At 60.9% G+C, this 22,697-nt stretch carries 24 protein-coding genes; 18 read left to right on the top strand and 6 right to left on the bottom strand.

Annotated features, from left to right (window positions below):
* Positions 1-26 precede the first annotated feature (26 nt).
* The 3 genes from rho to hemE all read right to left on the bottom strand — a co-directional run bounded on the left by rho (position 27) and on the right by hemE (position 2,992).
* Positions 27-1,292: a transcription termination factor Rho gene (rho, locus tag ABCW43_RS27350; protein ID WP_105404823.1), complete on the bottom strand. Its 1,266-nt coding sequence runs from the start codon at positions 1,290-1,292 to the stop codon at positions 27-29.
* A 195-nt stretch (positions 1,293-1,487) separates the two neighbouring features.
* Positions 1,488-2,033, bottom strand: a complete 546-nt coding sequence (gene hemJ / locus ABCW43_RS27345; RefSeq protein ID WP_345930409.1) for a protoporphyrinogen oxidase HemJ — start codon at positions 2,031-2,033, stop codon at positions 1,488-1,490.
* Positions 2,030-2,992 (bottom strand): uroporphyrinogen decarboxylase, encoded by a 963-nt coding sequence (gene hemE / locus ABCW43_RS27340; protein ID WP_445739013.1) that lies wholly within the window; start codon positions 2,990-2,992, stop codon positions 2,030-2,032. The genes hemJ and hemE overlap by 4 nt, the downstream gene beginning before the upstream one ends.
* Positions 2,993-3,469: 477 nt before the next feature.
* Between hemE and ABCW43_RS27335 the strand changes: the two genes are divergently transcribed.
* The 5 genes from ABCW43_RS27335 to dnaQ are packed head-to-tail and all read left to right on the top strand — an operon-like array spanning position 3,470 to position 7,076.
* The gene (locus ABCW43_RS27335; RefSeq protein WP_345930405.1) at positions 3,470-4,291 is read left to right on the top strand and encodes a pyruvate, water dikinase regulatory protein; all 822 of its coding nucleotides are present in this window, start codon (positions 3,470-3,472) and stop codon (positions 4,289-4,291) included.
* A gap of 32 nt (positions 4,292-4,323) precedes the next feature.
* A complete protein-coding gene (locus ABCW43_RS27330) occupies positions 4,324-4,917 on the top strand; it encodes a Maf-like protein (RefSeq protein WP_345930403.1) in 594 nt (197 codons plus the stop codon).
* On the top strand, positions 4,910-5,767 hold the full coding sequence (locus ABCW43_RS27325; RefSeq protein WP_345930401.1) for a shikimate dehydrogenase: 858 nt from the start codon (positions 4,910-4,912) through the stop codon (positions 5,765-5,767). The genes ABCW43_RS27330 and ABCW43_RS27325 overlap by 8 nt, the downstream gene beginning before the upstream one ends.
* Positions 5,768-6,379 carry a dephospho-CoA kinase gene (gene coaE, locus ABCW43_RS27320; protein WP_345930399.1) on the top strand — a complete coding sequence of 204 codons (612 nt, stop codon included), beginning with the start codon at positions 5,768-5,770 and terminating at the stop codon, positions 6,377-6,379. It abuts the gene before it with no gap.
* Entirely contained in the window at positions 6,372-7,076 is a 705-nt protein-coding gene (gene dnaQ / locus ABCW43_RS27315; protein WP_345930397.1) for a DNA polymerase III subunit epsilon, read from the top strand. Before coaE ends, dnaQ begins: the two co-directional genes overlap by 8 nt.
* Before the next feature lie 53 nt (positions 7,077-7,129).
* On the opposite strand, the gene secB is transcribed toward dnaQ, so the two are convergent.
* Both secB and ABCW43_RS27305 read right to left on the bottom strand, forming a co-directional pair.
* Positions 7,130-7,606 carry a protein-export chaperone SecB gene (gene secB, locus ABCW43_RS27310; protein ID WP_046611880.1) on the bottom strand — a complete coding sequence of 159 codons (477 nt, stop codon included), beginning with the start codon at positions 7,604-7,606 and terminating at the stop codon, positions 7,130-7,132.
* An 85-nt stretch (positions 7,607-7,691) separates the two neighbouring features.
* On the bottom strand, positions 7,692-8,207 hold the full coding sequence (locus ABCW43_RS27305) for an FxsA family protein (protein WP_345930393.1): 516 nt from the start codon (positions 8,205-8,207) through the stop codon (positions 7,692-7,694).
* 126 nt (positions 8,208-8,333) lie between these two features.
* On the opposite strand from ABCW43_RS27305, the gene ABCW43_RS27300 reads away from it, so the two are divergent.
* The 5 genes from ABCW43_RS27300 (at position 8,334) to gyrB (ending at position 13,662) form a co-directional block, all read left to right on the top strand.
* Positions 8,334-9,032, top strand: coding sequence for a Tim44/TimA family putative adaptor protein (locus ABCW43_RS27300; RefSeq protein ID WP_345930391.1), 699 nt, complete (start codon positions 8,334-8,336; stop codon positions 9,030-9,032).
* On the top strand, positions 9,029-10,147 hold the full coding sequence (mltA, locus tag ABCW43_RS27295) for a murein transglycosylase A (protein WP_345930389.1): 1,119 nt from the start codon (positions 9,029-9,031) through the stop codon (positions 10,145-10,147). Before ABCW43_RS27300 ends, mltA begins: the two co-directional genes overlap by 4 nt.
* Positions 10,144-10,725 carry a Smr/MutS family protein gene (locus ABCW43_RS27290; protein ID WP_345930387.1) on the top strand — a complete coding sequence of 194 codons (582 nt, stop codon included), beginning with the start codon at positions 10,144-10,146 and terminating at the stop codon, positions 10,723-10,725. The genes mltA and ABCW43_RS27290 overlap by 4 nt, the downstream gene beginning before the upstream one ends.
* Positions 10,722-11,087 carry a helix-turn-helix domain-containing protein gene (locus ABCW43_RS27285; protein WP_345930385.1) on the top strand — a complete coding sequence of 122 codons (366 nt, stop codon included), beginning with the start codon at positions 10,722-10,724 and terminating at the stop codon, positions 11,085-11,087. The genes ABCW43_RS27290 and ABCW43_RS27285 overlap by 4 nt, the downstream gene beginning before the upstream one ends.
* Positions 11,088-11,226: 139 nt before the next feature.
* On the top strand, positions 11,227-13,662 hold the full coding sequence (gene gyrB, locus ABCW43_RS27280; protein ID WP_345930383.1) for a DNA topoisomerase (ATP-hydrolyzing) subunit B: 2,436 nt from the start codon (positions 11,227-11,229) through the stop codon (positions 13,660-13,662).
* 133 nt (positions 13,663-13,795) lie between these two features.
* Here the strand turns inward: gyrB and ABCW43_RS27275 are convergent, their stop codons facing one another.
* Positions 13,796-14,395, bottom strand: coding sequence for a nitroreductase family protein (locus ABCW43_RS27275; RefSeq protein WP_345930381.1), 600 nt, complete (start codon positions 14,393-14,395; stop codon positions 13,796-13,798).
* Between the two features lie 154 nt (positions 14,396-14,549).
* Here ABCW43_RS27275 and ABCW43_RS27270 point away from each other — a divergent pair, with 154 nt between their 5' ends.
* The 8 genes from ABCW43_RS27270 (at position 14,550) to accD (ending at position 22,663) form a co-directional block, all read left to right on the top strand.
* Positions 14,550-15,392 carry a fumarylacetoacetate hydrolase family protein gene (locus ABCW43_RS27270; protein WP_345930379.1) on the top strand — a complete coding sequence of 281 codons (843 nt, stop codon included), beginning with the start codon at positions 14,550-14,552 and terminating at the stop codon, positions 15,390-15,392.
* Positions 15,393-15,652: 260 nt separating this feature from the next.
* Positions 15,653-16,936, top strand: coding sequence for a polyhydroxyalkanoate depolymerase (locus ABCW43_RS27265; protein WP_345930605.1), 1,284 nt, complete (start codon positions 15,653-15,655; stop codon positions 16,934-16,936).
* 147 nt (positions 16,937-17,083) lie between these two features.
* Entirely contained in the window at positions 17,084-17,506 is a 423-nt protein-coding gene (locus ABCW43_RS27260) for a DUF2852 domain-containing protein (protein WP_345930377.1), read from the top strand.
* 91 nt (positions 17,507-17,597) lie between these two features.
* Complete coding sequence (locus ABCW43_RS27255; RefSeq protein ID WP_247135321.1) at positions 17,598-18,359, top strand: M48 family metallopeptidase; 762 nt, start codon at positions 17,598-17,600, stop codon at positions 18,357-18,359.
* 638 nt (positions 18,360-18,997) lie between these two features.
* Complete coding sequence (locus ABCW43_RS27250; RefSeq protein ID WP_345930373.1) at positions 18,998-19,654, top strand: phosphoribosylanthranilate isomerase; 657 nt, start codon at positions 18,998-19,000, stop codon at positions 19,652-19,654.
* Positions 19,655-19,665: 11 nt separating this feature from the next.
* The gene (gene trpB / locus ABCW43_RS27245; protein ID WP_345930371.1) at positions 19,666-20,886 is read left to right on the top strand and encodes a tryptophan synthase subunit beta; all 1,221 of its coding nucleotides are present in this window, start codon (positions 19,666-19,668) and stop codon (positions 20,884-20,886) included.
* Position 20,887: 1 nt separating this feature from the next.
* Positions 20,888-21,727, top strand: coding sequence for a tryptophan synthase subunit alpha (trpA, locus tag ABCW43_RS27240; RefSeq protein ID WP_345930369.1), 840 nt, complete (start codon positions 20,888-20,890; stop codon positions 21,725-21,727).
* A 39-nt stretch (positions 21,728-21,766) separates the two neighbouring features.
* Positions 21,767-22,663, top strand: a complete 897-nt coding sequence (gene accD, locus ABCW43_RS27235) for an acetyl-CoA carboxylase, carboxyltransferase subunit beta (RefSeq protein ID WP_345930367.1) — start codon at positions 21,767-21,769, stop codon at positions 22,661-22,663.
* Positions 22,664-22,697: the final 34 nt, after the last annotated feature.

Here is a 22,697-nt window from a genome sequence, read left to right as displayed (position 1 = left end):
TGTATAGGCCTGAATCCGGCTAAGGATCAGGTGTTCATCGAGTCGAAGAAATCACCATTGGTCTTCGTCTGCTTCAGCTTGTCGATCAGGAACTCGATCGCATCCGTGGTGCCCATCGGGGCGAGGATACGGCGAAGCACGAAGATCTTCTGGAGATCCTGGCGCGGCACCAGCAGGTCTTCCTTACGGGTACCGGACTTGAGGATATCCATGGACGGGAAGATACGCTTGTCGGCGACCTTGCGGTCGAGCACGATTTCCGAGTTGCCGGTGCCCTTGAACTCTTCGAAGATGACTTCGTCCATGCGGCTGCCGGTATCGATCAGCGCGGTCGCAATGATCGTCAGCGACCCGCCTTCTTCGATGTTACGCGCGGCACCGAAGAAGCGCTTCGGGCGCTGCAGGGCGTTGGCGTCCACGCCGCCCGTCAGCACCTTGCCGGAGGAGGGAACGACGGTGTTGTAGGCGCGGCCGAGGCGCGTGATCGAATCGAGCAGGATGACGACGTCACGGCCGTGTTCGACAAGGCGCTTGGCCTTTTCGATGACCATCTCGGCAACCTGCACGTGGCGCACGGCCGGTTCGTCGAAGGTCGAGGAAACCACCTCGCCCTTGACCGAGCGCTGCATGTCCGTGACTTCCTCCGGCCGTTCGTCGATCAGAAGAACGATCAGATAACATTCCGGATGATTGGCGGTGATCGAATGGGCGATGTTCTGCAGCAGAACGGTCTTACCGGTGCGCGGCGGCGCGACGATCAGGCCGCGCTGGCCCTTGCCGAGCGGCGCCACCAGGTCAATGACGCGGGCCGACAGATCCTTGGAGGTCGGAACTTCGAGTTCCATCTTGAACCGCTCGTTCGGATAAAGCGGCGTCAGGTTGTCGAAATGGACCTTGTGACGGATCTTTTCCGGATCGTCGAAATTGATCGTGTTGACCTTGAGGAGGGCGAAATAACGCTCGCCTTCCTTCGGTCCGCGGATCGGACCTTCCACCGTGTCGCCGGTTTTCAGCGAGAAGCGGCGGATCTGGGAGGGAGAGATATAGATATCATCGGGGCCGGGCAGATAGTTTGCGTTCGCGGAACGCAGGAAACCAAACCCGTCCTGCAAGACCTCGACCACGCCTTCGCCGATGATTTCGACGTCCTGGCTCGCCAGAACCTTGAGGATCGCGAACATCAGCTCCTGCTTGCGCATCGTGCTGGCGTTCTCGACCTCCAGTGATTCGGCGAAGGTCAGCAAATCGGTAGGGGATTTGCTTTTGAGTTCTTGAAGCTTCATTTCAGCCATGAAGGGGGGACCATATTGAGAATTTCGGGGGAATGTAGGCGTGTCGGTGAAATTCGCTACCGCGGAAGATGAACCGGGGACGACGGGAAATTACACGCATGCCACGAGATGAGATGGCGAGGAAAATAGCGATTCACGTGGAACGCCGCAAGGGGCAAGACGGGAAATCTTGCCAAAGAAACAGCGGGCCGGGGTTCAGAAGGGTTTCACGATCACCAGAATGACGATCCCGATCATCAGAACGGTCGGAAGTTCATTCATCATACGCCAGTAACGCGGCGCTTTCCGCGGACCATCGACCGCAAAGCTGCGCACCGCGCGACCAAACAGCACATGCACCATTGTGAGCAGCACCACAAGCCCGATTTTCGCATGCAGCCATCCGCCGCGAAATTCATAGACGTCCCAGGCGAGGTAAAGACCGAGCACCCAGGTGATCATCATCGCCGGGTTCATGATGATCCTCAAGAGCCGCTGCTCCATCATCTTGAAAGTCTCGGATTGCGCCGAACCGGGCTCGGCATCGCTGTGATAGATGAACAGCCGCGGCATGTAGAGCAGGCCAGCCATCCAGGACATGACCGCGATGACGTGGAAAGCCTTGATGTAGAGAATGAAATTATCGGGCTGGGCGAGATAGACCGCGACCAGGATGGCGACGAAGACGGCAAGAGCGGTGAACGCCCGCAATGCCGACCGCCGCCCGGCTGTTTTGCCTGTCTGCAGTTCCTCTCCACTCACATTTTCACTCCGCGCACGCGCTCGATCAGCCTGGTCACATGATCAGGATTGGCCTCGGGCGTAATGCCATGGCCAAGATTGAAGATCAGCGGTCCCTGCCCGAGTTTGTCGAGAATGGCGTCGATGCCGTCTTCGAGCGACCTGCCGCCGGCGACGACCCGCATCGGATCGAGATTGCCCTGAACCGGACCATCCTTCTGCAGTTCGGCGGCGAACGAAAGCGGCACCGACCAGTCTAGGCCGATCGCATCCGCCCCGGTCTTCTGACGGTAGGATTTCAGGTTCAGGCCGGCGCCCTTGGCAAATGCAATGATCTTCGCCTGCGGCCGCTGGCGGCGAACGATCTCGATCATCCGGGCGACAGGCTTTACCGCATAGGCTTCGAATTCCCTTTCACCGAGAACGCCAGCCCAGGAATCGAAGATCTGAACGGCATCCGCACCGGCATCGATCTGGGCGATCAGATATTCGGCAGAGATCTCGGCAAGCACGGACAGCAGCCTCTCGAAGGCTTCCGGATGCCGATAGGCAAACAGCCGAGCAGGGGCCTGGTCGGGCGTCCCATGGCCGGCGATCATGTAGGTGGCAACGGTCCAGGGGGCGCCGCAGAAACCGAGCAGCGTGGTTTCCTCAGGCAGTTCCCGCCTCAGCCGGCGAACGGTCTCCATCACGGGAGCGAGATGGGCAATCACCCCTTCGCTCTTCAGCGCCTGGATACCGGCGACATCGATCGGGTCCATCTGCGGACCTTCGCCCTGCACGAACCGCACGTTCCGATGAAGAGCATCCGGGATGACCAGGATATCGGAAAACAGGATCGCTGCGTCGAAACCGTAGCGCCGGATCGGCTGCAAGGTCACCTCGACAGCCAGATCCGGCGTGTAACAGAGATCGAGAAAGCTTCCAGCTGTCGCCCGCGTCTCCCGGTATTCCGGCAGATAACGTCCTGCCTGTCTCATCAGCCAGACAGGCGGTGGATTGACGGTCTTGCCTTCCAGCACCTCGACGATCTTCCGGTATGCGCCGGTCAAATGGGTTCTCCCTAAAAACAAAGAAATGAATCTTAAAAGATTTTCTATTTCTTAGAGTCGGTGAGTAGCAAGGATTAAAGTCAAATCACAGCCGACGCGACGATCCGCCGCTTTGATCCTGCTCGAAGGACTGAAAACCGCATGTCGCGCGCACTTGCCGGGATAACGGGAATTTCCCCAGTTATTTCAGGGGGATGGTGCTCCAGCAAAAACGGCGCTATCTGTGGATAAGCTGAGAAGGAAAAACAGGCGCGGGGAGCTTGTCCCCGCAACACACAAGACCACCTGATCCACCTCCGCGAGATATGCGAATGTGGAAAACTGGGCGGTTTTCCCGAGGCCGGGTCCAGGCCCGGGCGAACCTGATGGTCTCTCCCGAGTTATCAACAAAGGGTTAAGTTTAGCGTGGAGAACAGAAAAAACTTCTTCCATCTGCACCTCATATCTGACTCGACTGGCGAGACTCTCATTTCCGCGGGTCGGGCCGCCTCGGCGCAATTTCAGTCGTCGCTGGCGGTGGAACATGTCTATCCGCTGATCCGAAACCGCAAACAGCTGCTGGCTGTGCTCGAGGCGCTCGACCGCGAGCCGGGTATTGTCCTTTATACCATTGTCGATCAGGAACTGGCCGAGCTCATCAATCAGCGCTGCCGGGACATGGGCCTTCCCTGCGTCAACGTCCTGGAGCCGGTGATGGCGACATTCCAGGCCTATCTCGGCGCGCCGTCCCGCCGTCGGGTTGGTGCCCAGCACGCGCTCAACGCGGAATATTTCAAGCGTATCGAAGCGCTCAATTTCACCATGGACCACGACGACGGCCAGATGCCGGAAGGTTACGACGAAGCGGATGTCGTGCTGATCGGCATCAGCCGCACCTCGAAAACCCCGACCAGCATCTATCTCGCCAATCGCGGCATCAAGACCGCCAACATCCCGATCGTGCCGGGCGTCGATCTGCCGGACAGCCTCTATCGCGCAACCCATCCGCTGATCGTCGGTCTCGTCGCCACCACCGACCGGATCAGCCAGGTGCGTGAACACCGAGAACTAGGCGTCACCCAGGGTTTCGACCGGCGCGATTATACGGACCGCGCGACGATCAACGAGGAGCTGAAATACGCCCGCGCGCTCTGCGACCGTCAGAACTGGCCTGTCATCGACGTAACCCGCCGGTCGATCGAGGAGACGGCGGCCGCAATCGTTGCGCTGCGCCCGAAGCTGCGTTAAGCGAATCCGCGCATCGCTTCTGGGAGATTTCCGTGACAGTGCCCCTCGTACTTGCCTCCTCCAGCCCCTTCCGCCGGATGCTGATGGAAAATGCCGGCCTCGCTTTTGAAAGCCGGGCGGCGGAAATCGACGAGCGGAAGATCGAGGCTGGACTGGAAGGTGCAAGCCCCGACCAGGTGGCGCTGACGCTTGCCAGAGCAAAGGCAGCGGAAGTGAGCGGACATTCTCCAGGTGCCCTGGTGATCGGCTCGGACCAGACCATGTCGCTCGGGAGCCGGGTTTATCACAAGCCGAAGACCCTTGCCGAAGCGAAAGAGAACCTGCTTTCTCTCTCGAACAGGACCCATCGCCTGAACAGCGCAATCGCGTTCGCGCGTGACGGTGAAATCGTCTGGGAGCATGTCGCCCATGCGGATCTGACCGTTAGGAGCTTGAACGAAACCTTCGTCGATCGCTATCTGTCGCGGGTCGGCGAAAAGGTCTATGGCAGCGTCGGGGCCTATCAGCTGGAAGGCGAGGGCATTCAGTTGTTTTCGAAAATCGAGGGCGACTACTTCACCATCCTCGGCCTGCCCATGCTGCCGCTCTTGGAGAAGCTTCGCGAACTGGGAGCGATCGATGGCTGATTCACGTGAAACATTTTTGGTTAATGCTTTCGTAACCGGCTGGCCGGTGAAGCATTCCCGCTCCCCGTTGATCCACGGTTATTGGCTGAAGCAGTTTGAAATTGCCGGGACCTACAGGCCTGAGGCCGTGAACGAAGCGGACTTCCCCGCTTTCATCCAATCGCTGAAGGACGGGAGTTCCGGCTTTCGCGGTGGCAATGTCACCATCCCCCACAAGGAGATCGCCTTCAAGCTGGCCGACCGGCCGGACGATCTGGCAAGGGAGATCGGAGCGTCGAACACGCTCTGGATGGAAGACGGTCTGCTGCACGCCACCAATACCGATAGCTACGGGTTCACCGCCAATCTCGACGACCGCCATCCCGGCTGGGATAAGAGTGACAGCGCTGTGGTTTTGGGCGCTGGCGGCGCAAGTCGCGCCGTCATCCAGGCGATACGGGATCGCGGCGTCGGTGAGATCCATGTGGTCAATCGGACGGTTTCACGCGCTGAGGAACTCGCCGATCGGTTCGGCCCGAAAGTTCACGCCCATCCTGTCGAAGCGCTGGACGAGGTGATGTCCGGCGCCGGGCTTTTTGTGAACACCACATCGCTCGGCATGGACGGCAACGATGCGCCGAAGATTGATTTCTCGCCGCTGGCATCCGGCGCGGTGGTCACCGATATCGTCTACGTGCCTTTGAAAACTTCGCTGCTCGCGCAGGCCGAGGCGCAGGGTTTTCCGATCGTAGACGGGCTCGGCATGCTACTGCACCAGGCTGTGCCCGGCTTCGAAAAATGGTTCGGCCGCCGTCCGGTTGTCGATAAAACTCTTCGGGACCTGATCATCGCCGATATGGAAAGACATTAGATGATCGTCATCGGCCTCACCGGCTCCATCGGAATGGGAAAGTCCACGACCGCCAAGATGTTTGCGGATGAAGGCATCCCGGTGAACGACGCCGATGCCGTCGTCCATGATCTCTATCGCACCGATGCGGTCGCACCCGTCGGTGAGGCATTTCCCGGCACCATCAAGAATGGCGTCATCGACCGCCAGGAACTGTCTCGCCAGCTTTCGGCGTCACCTGAAAAATTCCGGCTTCTCGAAGCGATCGTCCATCCGCTGGTCCGCCGACGGGAAGTCGATTTCCTGGCCCGCCACAAAGAGGCAGGCGCTGATCTCGTGCTCCTCGATATCCCGCTTCTTTTTGAAGTGAAGGGCGAGGATCGCGTCGATGTCATCGTCGTTGTTACCTGCGATCCACAGATACAGCGCGACAGGGTGCTTGCGCGGCCGGGCATGACGGAGGAAAAATTGGCGATGATTCTCTCCCGCCAGATGCCCGATGCGGAAAAACGCCAAAGAGCCGATTTTCTCGTCGACACGGGCCTCGGACTGGAGGCGGCGAGGGGACAGGTGCGCGAGATCATCGCCTCTCTGAAGGCCGGGAAGACCAGCGGGAAAAACCCACATGCGTGAGATCATCTTCGATACGGAAACCACGGGCCTCGAATCGAAATTCGACCGGGTGATCGAAATCGGCGGCATCGAGCTGATCAACAATTTTCCGACCGGCAGAACGCTGCACCTCTACATCAATCCGGGCGACCGTAAGGTCCACCCGGATGCGCTGGCCGTGCACGGCATTACCGACGAGTTCCTGAAGGACAAGCCGAGCTTCGGCGACGTCGCGCAACAGATCATCGAATTCTTCGATGGCGCCAAATGGATCGCCCATAACGCGACCTTCGACATGGGCTTCATGAATGCGGAATTCGGTCGTCTCGGCCTGCCGCCCGTGATGTCCGACCAGGTTATCGACACCCTGGCCATGGCCCGCCGCAAACATCCGATGGGCCCGAATTCTCTCGATGCACTCTGCCGCCGCTACGGTATCGACAACGCCCACCGCACCAAGCACGGCGCGCTGCTCGACTCCGAACTCCTCGCCGAAGTCTATATCGAGATGACCGGCGGCCGCCAGACCGCGCTCGGCCTGATGGGCAACGAGCGATCTGCGACCGCGGTCGAGGTCGAGGAAGTCGTGATAGAGGTTGTGGGCCGCCCCCGGCCTCTCAGCCCCCGGCTCACCGAAGCCGAGCTGGAGGCTCATGCCGCCATGGTCGCATCGCTGAAGGACAAGGCCGTCTGGCTGAAATACGGAACGGCCGAATAAAAAAGCCCGGGTCGCAAAACCCGGGCTCTCTCGTCAGATCGGAAGATTCGGTCTCAGCTGTCGAGCGCCTGAACCTTGGAACGGGCCTGTTCCTCTGCCATGCGCTGCGTGAACATCTGCGCGAAATCGATCGGATCGATCATCAGCGGCGGGAAGCCGCCGTTGCGGGTCACGTCGGCGATGATCTGGCGGGCGAAGGGGAACAGCAGGCGCGGGCATTCGATGAAGAGCAGCGGCAGCATGTGCTCCTGCGGGAAACCGGTGATGCGGAACACGCCGCCATAGACCAGTTCGGCCGCAAAGACGATCTTGTCGCCTTCCTTGGCTTCGGCATTCAGCGTCAGGATAACGTCGAAATCGGCGTCCGAAAGCGGATTGGCGTTGACGTTGACATTGATGTTGATCGCCGGCGCCTTGTCGCGCGCCTGCAGCGAACGCGGAGCGCCCGGGTTCTCGAAGGAGAGATCCTTGGTGTATTGCGCCAGGATGTTGAGGGACGGCGTTGCGGCCTGGTTGTTATCGTCTGCCATTGGGATTTCCTCGAGGCTTTGGAGCGTTGAGGCCCTCTAACATTTCGTCTGGGGGCTTACAACCCTGGCCAACTCGCTGAACCTCTCAAGGTTCGTTGCTTTTGGGGCCGGCCCAGGGCGACGAGGGATCGGGATCGCGACGGTAATCCTGCTCGTCGAGATCGACCACCGGCCCGGTTTTCCTGGCCTCAGGCGAAGGCCTTGGGCTTTCGTAGCGATAGCTTTCGCTGCGCGGCGAACGGACGACGACGACGCGACGGCCGATCACCGACCAGATCAGGCTGCGCACGAAGGGAATGAACAGCGCCAGCCCGATGATGTCGGTGAGGAAGCCGGGCAGCAGCAGCAAAATGCCGGCGACGACGATCATCGCGGCGTCGATCAGGGCGCGGCCGGGCGCGCGGCCGTCGCGGCTCTCGGTCGAAATCTTCCTCAGGATCTGGGTGCCCTGGCTGCGCAGCAGAAGTGCACCGAGCACTGCGGTACCGACCACCAGACCGAGCGTCGCCCAGAGGCCGAGGGCTTTGCCCACGAGCACGAAGCCCGCGATTTCGGCGAGCGGCCAGCCGATCAGAAGGAGCGGCACGAGAAAGAAGCGCATGATATTCCCTGTGTCGTGATATTCGGTTGCGCGCAAAGCGCTAACGTCTTCGCCATTTGAATGATAGGCGTATGCAGACTATATGAGAGACTGCACCGAACATTTAAACGCCAAATGCGGGTTAAGATGGGCTCCAACGACTTTATAACACTCTTTTTCCTTGTCGCAGCGGTTCTGATCTTCCTGCAACTGCGCAGTGTGCTCGGACGCCGGACGGGAAGCGAGAAGCCGCCGTTCGATCCTTACAGCCCCCGCGACGTCGCGAAAAACCCGGGTGGCGACGACAGTAAGGTCGTGACCCTGCCGCGTCGGGACGCCACGGACGACGAGCAGCGTTATGCGGATGTCGATACCGTTGCCAAGCCCGATACACCGCTCAATGCCGCACTGCGCGAGATGGTCAAGTCGGATCCCTCCTTCCGCCTTCGCGAATTCCTGAACGGGGCCCGCATGGCCTACGAGATGATCGTCATGGCCTTTGCGGACGGCGACCGGAAAACGCTGAAGGGCCTCCTCTCCAACGAGGTCTTCGACGGCTTCGATGCGGCGATCACTGACCGCGAGTCCCGCGGCGACGTGGTGAAATCGACATTCGTCGGCATTGACAAGGCCGACATCACCCACGCCGCAGTTAAGGATGCCGAGGAGCAGATCACTGTCCGCATCGTCAGCCAGCTGATTTCCGCCACCTATGACAAGGCCGGCGCGCTGATCGACGGCGATCAGGAGACCGTTGCGGAGGTCACCGATATCTGGACCTTTGCCCGTGACATCCGCTCCCGCGATCCGAACTGGAGATTGGTCGCCACCGAATCCGAACAATGACCTTGGGCTCTGCGGACTATACCCTCCGGCCGGTATCCTTCCCCGATCTTGCGGGGTGGGGTGATGATGATCCGACCGCGCTCTTTGCCGGCATGCGCGCGTCGCTGGAGCATATCCGCAGGGTAAAGCCATACCGCACCGGTTCCCTCGGCCTGACGGCGGAGGAACTCGCCACCTTCATCGAAGCCGCCCGGGATGTCCCGGGCGATCCCGTTTCCGCCCGGGCCTTTTTCGAAACCCACTGCAGGCCCTTCCTGATCGCCCGCAACGACGGCCGGCGGGGTTTCGTCACCGCGTTCTACGAGCCGGAGATTGAGGTTTCGGAAACGCGAGACGGGAGCTGGGCATATCCCTTTTACTATCGCCCCGACGATCTCATCGATCTCGATGACCAGAACCGGCCGGCCGGATTGGACTCCGGCTACATGTTCGGTCGGCAGACGCCGGAAGGGATCGTACCCTATCCGGATCGCGGCGAGATCGACCGCGGTTTTCTCGAAGGCCGAGGCCTGGAAATCGCCTATGCTAAATCCAAGGTCGACGTCTTCTTCATCCATGTCCAGGGCGCCGCGAGGCTGAGATACCCGGACGGAGCCATCCGGCGGATCACCTATGCGGCCAAGGCGGGCCATCCGTTCTCGCCGATCGGAAAGCTGCTGATCGAGCGCGACGAGATCGATCCGTCAGAAATTTCCATGCAGAGCATTCGCGCCTGGCTGTCCAAGAATCCGGCTAAGGTTGATGAGGTGCTCTGGCACAATCGCTCCTACATCTTTTTCCGCGAGGCGGACGTTTCCGATCCGTCGCTCGGTCCGGTCGCTGCCGCCAAGGTGCCGCTGATCCCCGGTCGTTCGCTGGCGGTCGATCGCCAGATTCACACATTCGGTTTTCCCTTTTTCATCCGCTCCGAGACGCTGACCCATATGGATGGTGGCAAACCCTTCGCGCGGCTGATGCTGGCGCTCGATACCGGTTCCGCGATCGTCGGCCCTTCGCGCGGCGACATTTTTACCGGTTCCGGTTTCGAGGCGGGCGAGCTCGCCGGAACGGTGCGAAACGACGCCGATTTCTATATCCTCATCCCCAAGGCGGCTTCTGTCAGGTACGGCGGATGAAGAGCGGACGCAAACTCGATCCGGAAGAACGGATTTTGTGGGGCAGGGTCGCCAAGTCCGCCCGGGCCTTGCCTGGCCGTATGAAGGAGATCCTCGAATTCGAGGAAGCCGAGGCTGCAAAGATCGCTGCCGAAGAGACAGCCGTTGAGGCCGCAAAGCCGAAACCCGCGCCGCGGCAGGAGAGTTATGCGGTTGAACTTCCGGCGCCCGCTCCACCCAGGCGTCCCGTAGGTTCTCATCAGCCGCTCGAAAAACCGGTCAAGAAGAAGCTCGCCAAGGGCCGCCTGCCGATCGACGCCCGGCTCGATCTGCATGGGCTTTTCCAGGGTGAGGCGCATGACCTGCTTCTCGATTTTCTGCTGAGGGCGCATGAACGCGGTCTTCGCCACGTCCTGGTGATCACCGGCAAGGGCAGCTCGATGGGTAGCGAAGGCGCGTTGCGCCGTGCCGTGCCGCTGTGGTTTTCGAAAGCCGAGTTCCGTTTTCTGATCTCCTCCTATGAATGGGCGGCGCGCCACCACGGTGGGGAGGGTGCCATGTATGTGCGGCTTTCGCGCGGCCGCGGAGACCGGGAATGACTCCCTTCGGTCATGCACTGAGAGAGCTGCGCCGCCGCAAGGGGATTACCCAACGCGAGTTGGCCGAGGCGATCGGCGTCACCCCTGCCTATCTCTCGGCCCTGGAGCACGGCAAGCGCGGCCGCCCGACCTTCGAGCTGCTGCAGCGGATCGCCGGTTATTTCAACGTCATCTGGGATGAGGCGGAAGAGCTTTTCCGACTGGCCGAGGCGTCACATCCGAAAGTCGTGCTCGATACCGCGGGTCTGCCGCCGTCCTATACGGGCTTTGCCAACCGCCTGGCGCAGCGGATTCGCTCTTTGCCGCCGGACGTGATAGAGGAAATGGACACCCTCCTCAAAAAAGCCGGGATGCGGGGCTGAATTCGGTACGCATCCACGGCTTTCGTGCCGTATTGGCGAGGCTCAACCTTTAGAAACCGCCCCGATTTCCCTATATTCCGAGGGTGGAATGGCCGGTGATTCGCTTAACCGGCATCTCAAACGAATTGGAAGATAATTGATGACCGATACACCCGTCAGCGATAATGGCGCGAGTGCCGAATATGGTGCCGACTCGATCAAGGTTCTGAAGGGCCTCGATGCCGTTCGCAAGCGGCCCGGCATGTATATCGGCGATACGGACGACGGCTCCGGCCTGCATCACATGGTCTACGAAGTCGTCGACAACGCGATCGACGAGGCGCTGGCCGGCCATGCCGACCTGGTGACCGTCACGCTCAACCCGGATGGCTCCGTCACCGTCACGGATAACGGCCGCGGCATCCCGACGGACATTCACACCGGCGAAGGCGTATCCGCTGCCGAAGTGATCATGACCCAGCTCCACGCGGGCGGCAAGTTCGACCAGAATTCCTACAAGGTCTCGGGCGGCCTGCACGGCGTCGGCGTCTCGGTCGTCAACGCGCTGTCCGTCTGGCTGAAGCTGCGCATCCGCCGTAACGGCAAGCTCCACGAAATTTCCTTCACCCACGGCGTTGCCGACGGCCCGCTCAAGGTCATCGGCGAATACGAAGGCCGCTCCGGAACCGAGGTCACCTTCCTCGTAAGCTCCGAAACCTTCACGATGACCGAATACGACTACGGCACGCTCGAGCACCGTCTGCGCGAACTGGCGTTCCTGAATTCCGGCGTCAGAATCCGGCTAACGGACAAGCGAAAGCCTGACGTCAAGGAAGAGGAGATGCTCTATGACGGCGGCCTCGAAGCCTTCGTCCGTTATCTCGATCGCTCCAAGAAGCCGCTGGTCGAAAAGCCCGTCAGCATCAAGGGCGAAAAGGACGGCATGACCGTCGAAGTGGCGATGTGGTGGAACGACAGCTACCACGAAAACATGCTCTGCTTCACCAACAACATCCCCCAGCGCGATGGCGGCACCCATATGGCCGGCTTCCGCGGCGCCCTGACGCGCCAGGTGACGTCCTATGCGGATAGTTCCGGCATCACCAAGAAGGAAAAGGTCACGCTGCAGGGTGAAGACTGCCGCGAAGGCCTGACCGCGGTGCTTTCCGTGAAGGTGCCCGATCCCAAGTTTTCATCGCAGACGAAGGACAAGCTCGTTTCCTCGGAAGTTCGGCCAGTGGTCGAAAGCCTGATGAACGAAGCCCTGAGCACCTGGTTTGAAGAGCACCCGACCGAAGCGAAGATCCTCGTCGGCAAGGTGGTCGAGGCGGCCGTCGCCCGCGAGGCAGCCCGCAAGGCTCGCGAACTGACCCGCCGCAAGGGCGTGCTCGATATCGCCTCGCTGCCCGGCAAGCTCGCTGACTGCTCCGAGCGCGACCCGGCCAAGTCCGAACTTTTCCTCGTCGAGGGCGATTCCGCCGGCGGTTCCGCCAAGCAGGGGCGCTCGCGTGAGAACCAGGCTATTCTGCCGCTGCGCGGCAAGATTTTGAACGTCGAGCGCGCCCGTTTCGACAAGATGCTGTCCAGCCAGGAGATCGGCACGCTGATCACCGCGCTCGGCACGTCGATCGGCAAGGATGAGTTCAACGCCGACAAGCTGCGTTACCACAAGATCATCATCATGACGGACGCCGACGTCGACGGCGCCCATATCCGCACCCTGCTTCTGACCTTCTTCTTCCGCCAGATGCCGGAACTGATCGAGCGCGGCCATATCTATATCGCCCAGCCGCCGCTCTATAAGGTGAGCCGCGGCAAGTCGATCCAGTACCTGAAGAACGAGGGCGCGCTGGAAGAATACCTGATCACCATGGGGCTTGAAGAAGCGACGCTGACGCTCGGTTCCGGTGAGGTGCGCGCCGGCCAGGATATGCGCGAAGTCATTCAGGATGCGCTGCGCCTGCGCGCTTTGGTCGAAGGCCTGCATTCCCGCTACAGCCGCTCGATCATCGAACAGGCCGCGATTGCCGGTGCGCTCAACCCGGAACTGACCGACAACCGCGAACGGGCCCAGCAGACCGCCGACGAAGTCGCGCGCCGTCTGGACATGATCGCCGAGGAGACCGAACGCGGCTGGTCCGGCCATGTGACGGACGAGGGCGGCCTGCGTTTCGAGCGCATGGTGCGCGGTGTCAAGGAAGTCGCGGCCGTGGATGTGGCGCTGATCGGTTCGGCCGATGCCCGTCATATCGACCAGATGACCACGCGCCTCCAGGAAATCTACCGCACCCCGCCGGTCCTCACCCGCAAGGATGGCCAACAGGAAATGTCCGGCCCCCGCGCGCTGCTCGAATCGATCTTCGCAACGGGCCGCAAGGGTCTTTCCATGCAGCGTTACAAGGGTCTCGGCGAGATGAATGCCGAGCAGCTGTGGGAAACGACGCTCGATCCGAACGTCCGCTCGCTGCTGCAGGTCAGGGTCAACGATGCGACCGACGCCGACGGTCTCTTCTCGCGCCTGATGGGCGACGAAGTCGAACCGCGCCGCGAGTTCATTCAGGAAAACGCGCTGAGCGTCGCCAACCTCGACATCTAATGTTGAAGCTTCACAACAAAAAGCGGCGGTCCTCGGGCCGCCGCTTTTTGTTTGTCCAGTTCGAAAGTGTTTCACGTGAATCTTTTCTGTGGATAGGGATTCACGTGAAACAATTTTGAGACATCGCCGGCGCTCAGGGCTCTCCGGTGAATTTTCCTTCGAAGGCGATTTCCGAGACCGGCTTGCGCTTGCTGGGAAACTCCCGCTCGGCAAGATCGGCGGGAAGCGTGCTCCGGTCCGCGATGCGACCGATCGCGGCCGCTGCCTCGACCCGGTAACCTTCCGGTATACCCAGCACCTCCATGGCCTTTTCCTTGTCGAGACCCTCCATGCCGTGGGCGTGGTAACCGAGCTTCATTGCCTGAGAGATGACCGAGAACCAGGCCGCACCCGTATCGTAGGAATGGGTATAGGCGGGCCGGTGTTCGCCATTGCTGGTCACCCGATATGTCTTCGAGACGACGATCATCAGCGCCGCCGCGTTCTGCGCCCAGCGCTGGTTACCCGGCACGAGAATATCCAGGAGCACCGGAAACGACGGCGTACCACGCAGCGCATAGATGAAACGCCAGGGTTGGTTGTTGCCGGAGGAGGGCGCCCAATGGGCAGCATCGAGGATGGTCAGCATGGTCGCCTGATCGATCGTCTCTTCGGTAAACGCCCGCGGCGACCAGCGGTCGAGGAAAAATGTATCGATCGGAAACTCCGAATCGCGGGTATTGCTGCTGGTCATGGGTATCCTCTGAAACTGCAGGCCGGGAGTAGATTTAAGGTCAACAATAGGCGCATTGGCTCCTTTGGCAACAGAGTTTCGATCTGCCGAAACGGGGGTGACAAGCCGGGACGCATGTTCCATAAACCTCCTCGCTTAGATGGAGGACCATGCTTTGAAACTGATGCGCATTGGCGAGCCGGGCCATGAAACGCCGGCACTTTTTGACAACAAGGGTAAGATCCGCGATCTGTCCGGTCATGTCGCGGACATTGCCGGGCTTGCCATTTCCCCGGAAGGCCTCGCCAGGATTGCCGCTCTCGATCCGGAAAGCCTGCCGGAAATGCAGCCGGCCCGTATCGGCGCCTGCGTCGCCGGCACCGGAAAATTCATCTGCATCGGCCTCAACTATTCCGACCACGCCGCCGAGACCGGCGCGACCGTTCCGCCGGAGCCGATCATCTTCATGAAGGCGACGTCGGCCATCGTCGGCCCGAACGACGACGTGGTCATTCCGCGTGGTTCCGAAAAGACCGACTGGGAGGTCGAGCTCGGCGTCGTTATCGGCAAGACCGCGAAATATGTCTCGGAAGACGACGCGATGGATTATGTCGCCGGCTACTGCCTGACCAACGACGTGTCCGAACGCGCCTTCCAGGCCGAGCGCTCCGGCCAGTGGACCAAGGGCAAGTCCTGCGACACGTTTGGGCCGATCGGCCCCTGGCTCGTCACCAAGGACGAAATCCCCGACCCGCAGAACCTCGGCATGTGGCTCACGGTCAATGGCGAGAAGATGCAGAATGGTTCCACCAAGACGATGGTCTACGGCGTCCGTTATCTCGTCTCCTATCTCAGCCAGTTCATGTCGCTGCATCCGGGCGACATCATCTCGACCGGCACCCCTCCGGGCGTCGGCCTCGGCATGAAGCCGCAGCGTTTCCTGAAAGCCGGCGAAGTCGTCGAGCTCGGTATCGATGGCCTTGGCACCCAGCGGCAGACCTTCGTCGCTGACGTTTAAATGATCGGAGGACTCATGGCCGCCGGCGGGCGTGAGTCCTTAACCAGGCTTGGAAGGTGGAACTTTAAGGCTTACATGTCATTCTCAACACAGCAGAATGATCTGCGGTTCCGCCTTCCTCTTGGCCAATTCAGCCGGTATTCCCCATAATGTTGCATCGCAATAAAAATGTGCCCGCCTACTCTCACTCTGCTCCTGAACCGAGCGGTTCGATGTCCCTGTCGAATGCGGTGTCGGAAATCACGAAAGGCAGCACCTCGATGTTCTATCAGTTCTACGAGATGAACCACGCAGCGATGGCGCCCATCCGGGCCGCCGCGGATGCCATGCACTTCTTCTATTCCAACCCGCTCAATCCGTTTTCCCATACGACGATGGGCCGGACGCTGGCGGCCGGCCTCGAAGTCTTCGAGCGCGTCACGCGCCGATACGGCAAGCCGGCCTTCGATTTGCCCTTCACGACCGTCGACGGCGAGACCGTCGCGGTGACGGAAGAGATCATCTGGAACAAGCCCTTCTGTAATCTCCTGCATTTCCGCCGCGATCTGCCCGCCGACCGTGTGCCTGATCAGAAGATTCTGATCGTCGCGCCCATGTCCGGCCACTATGCGACGCTGCTGCGCGGCACGGTGGAAGCGCTGCTGCCGAGCGCCGACATCTACATCACGGATTGGATCGACGCCCGCATGGTGCCGATCACCGACGGCCGCTTCGACCTCGACGACTATATCGACTACATCATCGAGATGCTGCATGCGATCGGCCCCGGCGCCCATGTCATCGGCGTCTGCCAGCCTTCCGTCCCGGTGCTTGCCGCCGTGGCGGTGATGGAATCGCAGCGCGACCAGATGCTACCGGCCTCGATGATCCTGATGGGCGGCCCGATCGACACCCGCATCAACCCGACCGCCGTCAACAAGCTTGCGGAAGAACATCCGATCGAATGGTTCCGCGACAACGTCATCATGAACGTGCCGTGGCCGCTTTCCGGGTTCATGCGCCGGGTCTATCCGGGCTTCCTGCAATTGTCCGGCTTCATGTCGATGAACCTCGACCGGCACGTGACTGCCCACAAGGAGTTCTTCCGGCACCTCGTCAAGAACGACGGGGAGTCCGCCGAGAAGCATCGGGAATTCTACGACGAATATCTGGCGGTCATGGACCTGACGGAGGAATTTTACCTCCAGACGGTCGAGACGGTGTTCATCAAGCATTCGCTGCCGAAGGGCGAGATGATGCATCGGAATGTTCCGGTCGATACCAGGCTCATCCGCCAGGTGGCGCTGCTGACGATCGAGGGCGAGAACGACGATATTTCCGGCCTCGGCCAGACCAATGCGGCGCACACCATCTGCCCGAACATTCCCGACGAGATGCGCATGCACTACATGCAGCCGGATGTCGGCCATTACGGCGTGTTCAACGGCTCGCGATTCCGTCGGGAGATCGCCCCGCGCATCGTCGCATTCACCCAGAAACACGCCAGGACACTGGCCAGGAAGACCCCGGTCAAGCGGGTCATCAGGGGCGGCAAGGCCGACTAGCCCGGCCGCGTCTTGGAATTCTGGTTTATATTTCAGCATCTTCTTGAATTTAATGATCCGTCTTCTTGAAGGCGGATCATGGGCTCACCAAATCGGAATGAGACGGGCTGGCATGTGGCCACCCGCTGAAACATCAGGGTGTGACCAATGAACCAGTCAGCATTGATTCGTCCGGATTGGACGCCGGCTACCATCGCTCTCATGGTGCTCGGTTTCGTCGTTTTCTGGCCGCTCGGCCTTGCCATGCTTGCCTATATCATTTTCGGTGAAAGGCTCCGCGGCTTCAAGCGCGATGCCAACGACCGCGCCGACCGCATGTTTGCCGGCTGCCGTCGGGCGAAGTCCCGCTACAACACGCATTTCACCACCGGCAACGTCGCCTTCGACGACTGGCGCAAGACTGAGATCGACCGGATCGAGGAAGAGCGCCGCAAGCTCGATGAGATGCGCGAAGAATTCGACAACTATGTCCGCGAGCTTCGCCGCGCCAAGGACCAGGAAGAATTCGATCGCTTCATGCGCGAGCGGCAGAACCGTCCCTCCGGCCAGAACCCGGTTGTCGATCTCTGACCCTCCCAGGGATTCACGTGAAACGTGGAGGAGAGCCGGCGTCTTTGAGGCGCCGGCTTTTTTATGAAAAGGAATCGGCTAGAAAGGGTCCATGTTCGCGCTTCTGAAAAAGCCAGTTCGCTCCAAACCGAAACCGCTCGAAACGGTGAAGCGGACCCTTGATGTGGGCGATCGGGCGATGCCGCTGACGATCAGGGAAAACCGCCGCGCCACCCGCATAACGCTCCGGATCGAGCCGGGCGGTCGCGCGCTCAATCTCACGGTGCCGGCCGGCCTGCTGAAGCGCGAGATCGATGATTTTCTCGACCGCCATCAGGGCTGGTTGCTGACCAAGCTCGCGAAGTTTTCGGCCGATAACCCCATTCGGTCAGGCGGCCGCATCGCCTTTCGCGGCGTTCCCCACCGAATCGAACACACCGGCACGCTCCGCGGCCTCACCGAAGCGGTGCTGATCGACGGCGAACCGGTGCTGAGGGTCAGCGGCCTCGAAGACCACATGGGCCGCCGGCTTTCTGCGTTCTTCAAGAAGGAAGCGCGCAAGGACCTCGAAGTGCTGGTCGCCCGCCACGCTGCTGCCATCCGCAAGCCGATCAAGTCGGTATCGATGAAGGATACCCGCAGCCGCTGGGGTTCCTGCTCCTGGGATGGCAACCTGAGCTTTTCCTGGCGTATCGTCATGGCCCCGCCTCTGATCATCGACTATCTCGCCGCCCACGAAGTGGCGCATCTGAAGGAGATGAACCACGGCCCGAAATTCTGGGCGCTCTGCCGGGAACTCTGCCCGCGCATGGAGGAAGCCCGCAAGTGGCTCAAGCAGCACGGCTCGCAGCTGCATGCGATCGATTTCGAGTGACGCGGAGGCGATGGGTCCTCGGGGGTCAAGCCGAGGATGACGACGTTGTATGTCGCGCCTGTTCTCCCGTGACCCGTCGCCCTTTCCCCAGTCCTCTCCTTGGGGCAGCCCGCCACCTTCTCCTCCGTCATCCTCGGGCTTGACCCGAGGATCCACTCCCAGACAGCGACCTAAAGACACATATTCCGCTCCGCCCCATCAGCGGTATCAAACACTTAACAGCCTTCTCATCCCCGCCCACCAAACCCATGCCTACAATCTACCCGTCCCGTTTCGGCTACACCGGCCCGCATGACCGGCGAGACGGGACCGGTGCCCTGATGGTCTGCCGTCATGCAGGCGGGTTGACAGGGGTTGCGCAGAAAATGGTCCCCCTCTCGCCTTGAGGCGGGGCGTGCGTGTGTCGCACACAACCCGGTATGGCATCCGCAAGGACGTAAGCCCATGCCGCCGCAGAGGGACCGGAGTTGCGCGGAAAAACACACCGAACGGGACACGTCGCGTGTCACTATTAAATTTCAATTCGAGGCACACGACGTGTCCCGGCCGAAACTAAAATTACCGCGATCACCAAGGCCGTACTCCGTCTGCTATGATTTGCCTCGACTCCGTCGGAATTTCATGTCAATCCGCGCATCATGAAACCTGATATCAAGATCTGCGGGTTGAAGACCCCTGAGGCAGTCGATCGCGCCGTGGCGCGGGGCGCCTCGCATATCGGCTTCATCTTCTTTGCCAAGAGCCCGCGCTATGTCGAACCGGACCTTGCCGGAGACCTCGCCGATCGAGTCCGCGGACGAGTGAAGCTCGTGGCGGTGACCGTCGATGCCGATGATGAGGAGCTGGACGATATCGTCTCGATGGTGCGGCCGGACATCCTGCAACTGCATGGCAACGAGAGCCCGGAACGGGTTCTGCAGGTGAAGGCGCTCTTCGGCCTGCCGGTCATGAAGGTCTTTTCGGTCAGGGAAGCCGGCGATCTTGACCGGATTGATCCGTATATCGGCGTCGCCGACCGTTTTCTTTTCGATGCCAAAGCGCCTGCCGGCTCCGAGCTGCCGGGCGGCAACGGCGTTTCCTTTGACTGGAGCCTGATGGCTTCCCTTGACGAGGGCGTGGATTACATGCTTTCGGGAGGATTGAACAAGGATAATGCCGTTCTCGCCCTCAAATCGACGCGGGCAAGCGGTATCGATCTATCGTCCGGCGTCGAAAGTGCGCCGGGTATCAAGGACCTTGGAATGATCGATGCGTTTTTCGATGCCGTCGCGGATGCGGGCCGGAAAAGCGCGTGAGGGAGTAGACAGTGAACGAGACGCCAAAACCCAATTCGTTCCGTTCCGGCCCCGACGAGGATGGCCGTTTCGGTATTTTCGGTGGGCGCTTCGTCGCCGAAACGCTGATGCCGCTGATCCTGGACCTCCAGGGCGAATGGGAAAAGGCGAAGAACGATCCGGCCTTCCAGAAGGAACTGGCTGACCTCGGCACCCATTATATCGGCCGTCCGAGCCCGCTCTATTTCGCCGAACGCCTGACCGAGCATCTCGGCGGTGCAAAGATCTATTTCAAGCGCGAAGAGCTGAACCACACCGGTTCGCACAAGATCAACAACTGCATCGGCCAGATCCTGCTCGCCAAGCGCATGGGCAAGACCCGCATCATCGCCGAAACCGGCGCCGGCCAGCACGGCGTTGCCTCGGCAACCGTCGCTGCCCGTTTCGGTTTCCCCTGCGTCGTCTACATGGGTGCCACCGATGTCGAGCGCCAGGCGCCGAACGTCTTCCGCATGAAGCTCCTCGGCGCTGAAGTCATTCCGGTGACCGCCGGCAACGGCACCCTGAAGGACGCCATGAACGAGGCGTTGCGCGACTGGGTCACCAATGTCGATGACACCTACTACCTGATCGGCACGGCCGCCGGCCCGCATCCCTACCCGGAAATGGTCCGCGACTTCCAGTCGGTGATCGGCAGCGAAGCCCGGGCCCAGCTGCTGGAAGCCGAAGGCAAGCTGCCCGACGTGGTCATCGCGGCCGTTGGCGGCGGTTCGAATGCGATCGGCATCTTCCATCCGTTCCTCGATGATCAAAGCGTCAGGATCGTCGGCGTCGAAGCCGGCGGCCGAGGCCTCCAGGGCGTCGAGCATTGCGCCTCGATCACCGCCGGTTCGCCGGGCGTACTGCATGGCAACCGCACCTATCTGCTGCAGGATAACGACGGCCAGATCCTCGAGGGTCACTCGATTTCGGCCGGTCTCGATTATCCGGGCATCGGCCCGGAACATAGCTGGCTGCATTCCATCGGCCGTGCCGAATACGTGCCGATCATGGACCAGGAGGCGCTCGATGCCTTCCAGGTGCTGACCCGTCTGGAAGGCATCATTCCGGCGCTGGAGCCGAGCCACGCGCTCGCGGAAGTGATCAAGCGCGCGCCCAAGATGGGCAAGGACGAAATCATCCTGATGAACCTCTCCGGCCGCGGCGACAAGGACATCTTCACCGTCGCCAAGATTCTCGGAATGGAAGTTTGATATGACCGCTCGTATGGACAAACGTTTCGCGGCCCTGAAGGCTGAAGGGCGCCCGGCACTGATCACCTATTTCATGGGCGGCGATCCGGATTTCGAAACCTCGCTCGGCATCATGAAGGCACTGCCCGGCGCCGGCGCGGATCTCATCGAGCTCGGCATGCCGTTTTCCGATCCGATGGCCGATGGCCCGGCGGTCCAGATGGCCGGCCAGCGGGCGCTAAAGGGCGGCCAGACGCTTGCAAAGACGCTCGAACTCGCCCGCAGGTTCCGCGAGACCGACACGGATACGCCGATCGTCATGATGGGTTACTACAACCCGATCTATGTCTATGGCGTCGAGAAATTCCTCGATGACGTGATTGCGTCGGGCATTGACGGCCTGATCGTCGTCGACCTGCCGCCGGAAATGGATGACGAACTCTGCATCCCCGCACTTGCCAAAGGCGTCAACTTCATCCGGCTTGCCACGCCGACCACCGACGACAAGCGTCTTCCGGCCGTTCTCAAGAATACGTCCGGCTTCGTCTATTACGTCTCGATGAACGGCATTACCGGCTCGGCGCTTCCTGATCCGTCGCTGATCGGCGGTGCGGTCAAGCGCATCAAGAGCCACACGGCACTGCCGGTCTGCGTCGGCTTTGGCGTCAAGACCGCCGACCATGCCAAGGCGATCGGGGCTGCGGCGGACGGTGTCGTCGTCGGTTCGGCGATCGTCAGCCAGATCGCCGGCAGCCTCACCAAGGATGGCAAGGCCGGTCCGGATACCGTCGCTGCGGTTGCGACCTTGGTTCGGGGCCTTGCAACCGGCGTGCGCGCAGCCCGCCTTGTTGCCGCCGAATAGTTTCCCACATTAGACTCGAGTTAATCGGGAGTACGCCAAGTGAACTGGATCACCAATTACGTCCGGCCGCGCATCAACTCCATGCTCGGTCGTCCCAACCGGGACGTTCCGGAAAATCTCTGGATCAAGTGCCCGGAAACCGGCGAGATGGTCTTTCATAAGGACCTGGAAGAGAACAAGTGGGTCATCCCCGCTTCCGGTTTCCACATGAAGATGCCCGCCAAGGCTCGCTTGATCGATCTTTTCGACGGCGGTGTCTTCGAGGCGTTTCCCCAGCCGAAGGTCGCCCAGGATCCGCTGAAATTCCGCGATTCCAAGCGTTATGCCGATCGCCTGAAGGACAGCCGTATCAAGACCGAGCAGGAGGACACGATTCTGGCCGGCATCGGCCAGGTCCAGGGCCTGAAGCTCGTCGCTGTCGTCCATGAATTCAACTTCATCGGTGGATCGCTCGGCATGGCGGCCGGAGAGGCGATCGTTCGGGCCTGCGAACGGGCCGTGACGGAAAAGTGCCCGCTGGTGATCTTCCCGGCCTCCGGCGGCGCGCGCATGCAGGAAGGCATCTTGTCGCTGATGCAGCTTCCGCGCACCACCGTCGCGGTCGACATGCTGAAGGAAGCAGGCCTTCCTTATATCGTCGTCCTCACCAACCCGACCACCGGCGGCGTCACCGCCTCCTACGCCATGCTGGGCGACGTCCACATCGCCGAGCCGGGCGCCGAGATCGGCTTTGCGGGCAAGCGCGTCATCGAGCAGACCCTGCGCGAAAAGTTGCCCGAGGGCTTCCAGACGTCGGAATACCTGCTGGAGCATGGCATGGTCGATATGGTGGTGAAGCGCCACGATATTCCCTCGACGCTCGCCAGGATCCTGAAGATGCTGACGAAACAGCCTGTCCAGGAAGCGCTTCCGGCACCGATCGCGTTGAGCGCCTGAGCGAAAGAGAGCATCGAAAGCCGGAGCGGCGGGA

Source organism: Neorhizobium tunisiense (assembly GCF_039631515.1).
GTDB lineage: Bacteria > Pseudomonadota > Alphaproteobacteria > Rhizobiales > Rhizobiaceae > Neorhizobium.
This window is presented reverse-complemented; position numbering and strand designations above follow the sequence as displayed.

Excerpts from the sequence above, each read along its gene's own strand:
- ABCW43_RS27285 (WP_345930385.1), top strand. The coding sequence starts at position 10,722 with ATGACTCCCTTCGGTCATGCACTGAGAGAGCTGCGCCGCCGCAAGGGG.
- ABCW43_RS27290 (WP_345930387.1), top strand. The coding sequence starts at position 10,144 with ATGAAGAGCGGACGCAAACTCGATCCGGAAGAACGGATTTTGTGGGGC.
- rho (WP_105404823.1), bottom strand. The coding sequence starts at position 1,292 with ATGGCTGAAATGAAGCTTCAAGAACTCAAAAGCAAATCCCCTACCGAT.
- ABCW43_RS27260 (WP_345930377.1), top strand. The coding sequence starts at position 17,084 with ATGAACCAGTCAGCATTGATTCGTCCGGATTGGACGCCGGCTACCATC.
- ABCW43_RS27255 (WP_247135321.1), top strand. The coding sequence starts at position 17,598 with ATGTTCGCGCTTCTGAAAAAGCCAGTTCGCTCCAAACCGAAACCGCTC.
- ABCW43_RS27305 (WP_345930393.1), bottom strand. The coding sequence starts at position 8,207 with ATGCGCTTCTTTCTCGTGCCGCTCCTTCTGATCGGCTGGCCGCTCGCC.
- secB (WP_046611880.1), bottom strand. The coding sequence starts at position 7,606 with ATGGCAGACGATAACAACCAGGCCGCAACGCCGTCCCTCAACATCCTG.
- ABCW43_RS27325 (WP_345930401.1), top strand. The coding sequence starts at position 4,910 with ATGGCTGATTCACGTGAAACATTTTTGGTTAATGCTTTCGTAACCGGC.
- ABCW43_RS27275 (WP_345930381.1), bottom strand. The coding sequence starts at position 14,395 with ATGACCAGCAGCAATACCCGCGATTCGGAGTTTCCGATCGATACATTT.
- gyrB (WP_345930383.1), top strand. The coding sequence starts at position 11,227 with ATGACCGATACACCCGTCAGCGATAATGGCGCGAGTGCCGAATATGGT.
- ABCW43_RS27300 (WP_345930391.1), top strand. The coding sequence starts at position 8,334 with ATGGGCTCCAACGACTTTATAACACTCTTTTTCCTTGTCGCAGCGGTT.
- mltA (WP_345930389.1), top strand. The coding sequence starts at position 9,029 with ATGACCTTGGGCTCTGCGGACTATACCCTCCGGCCGGTATCCTTCCCC.
- hemE (WP_445739013.1), bottom strand. The coding sequence starts at position 2,992 with ATGAGACAGGCAGGACGTTATCTGCCGGAATACCGGGAGACGCGGGCG.
- trpA (WP_345930369.1), top strand. The coding sequence starts at position 20,888 with ATGACCGCTCGTATGGACAAACGTTTCGCGGCCCTGAAGGCTGAAGGG.
- coaE (WP_345930399.1), top strand. The coding sequence starts at position 5,768 with ATGATCGTCATCGGCCTCACCGGCTCCATCGGAATGGGAAAGTCCACG.
- ABCW43_RS27250 (WP_345930373.1), top strand. The coding sequence starts at position 18,998 with ATGAAACCTGATATCAAGATCTGCGGGTTGAAGACCCCTGAGGCAGTC.
- ABCW43_RS27265 (WP_345930605.1), top strand. The coding sequence starts at position 15,653 with ATGTTCTATCAGTTCTACGAGATGAACCACGCAGCGATGGCGCCCATC.
- dnaQ (WP_345930397.1), top strand. The coding sequence starts at position 6,372 with ATGCGTGAGATCATCTTCGATACGGAAACCACGGGCCTCGAATCGAAA.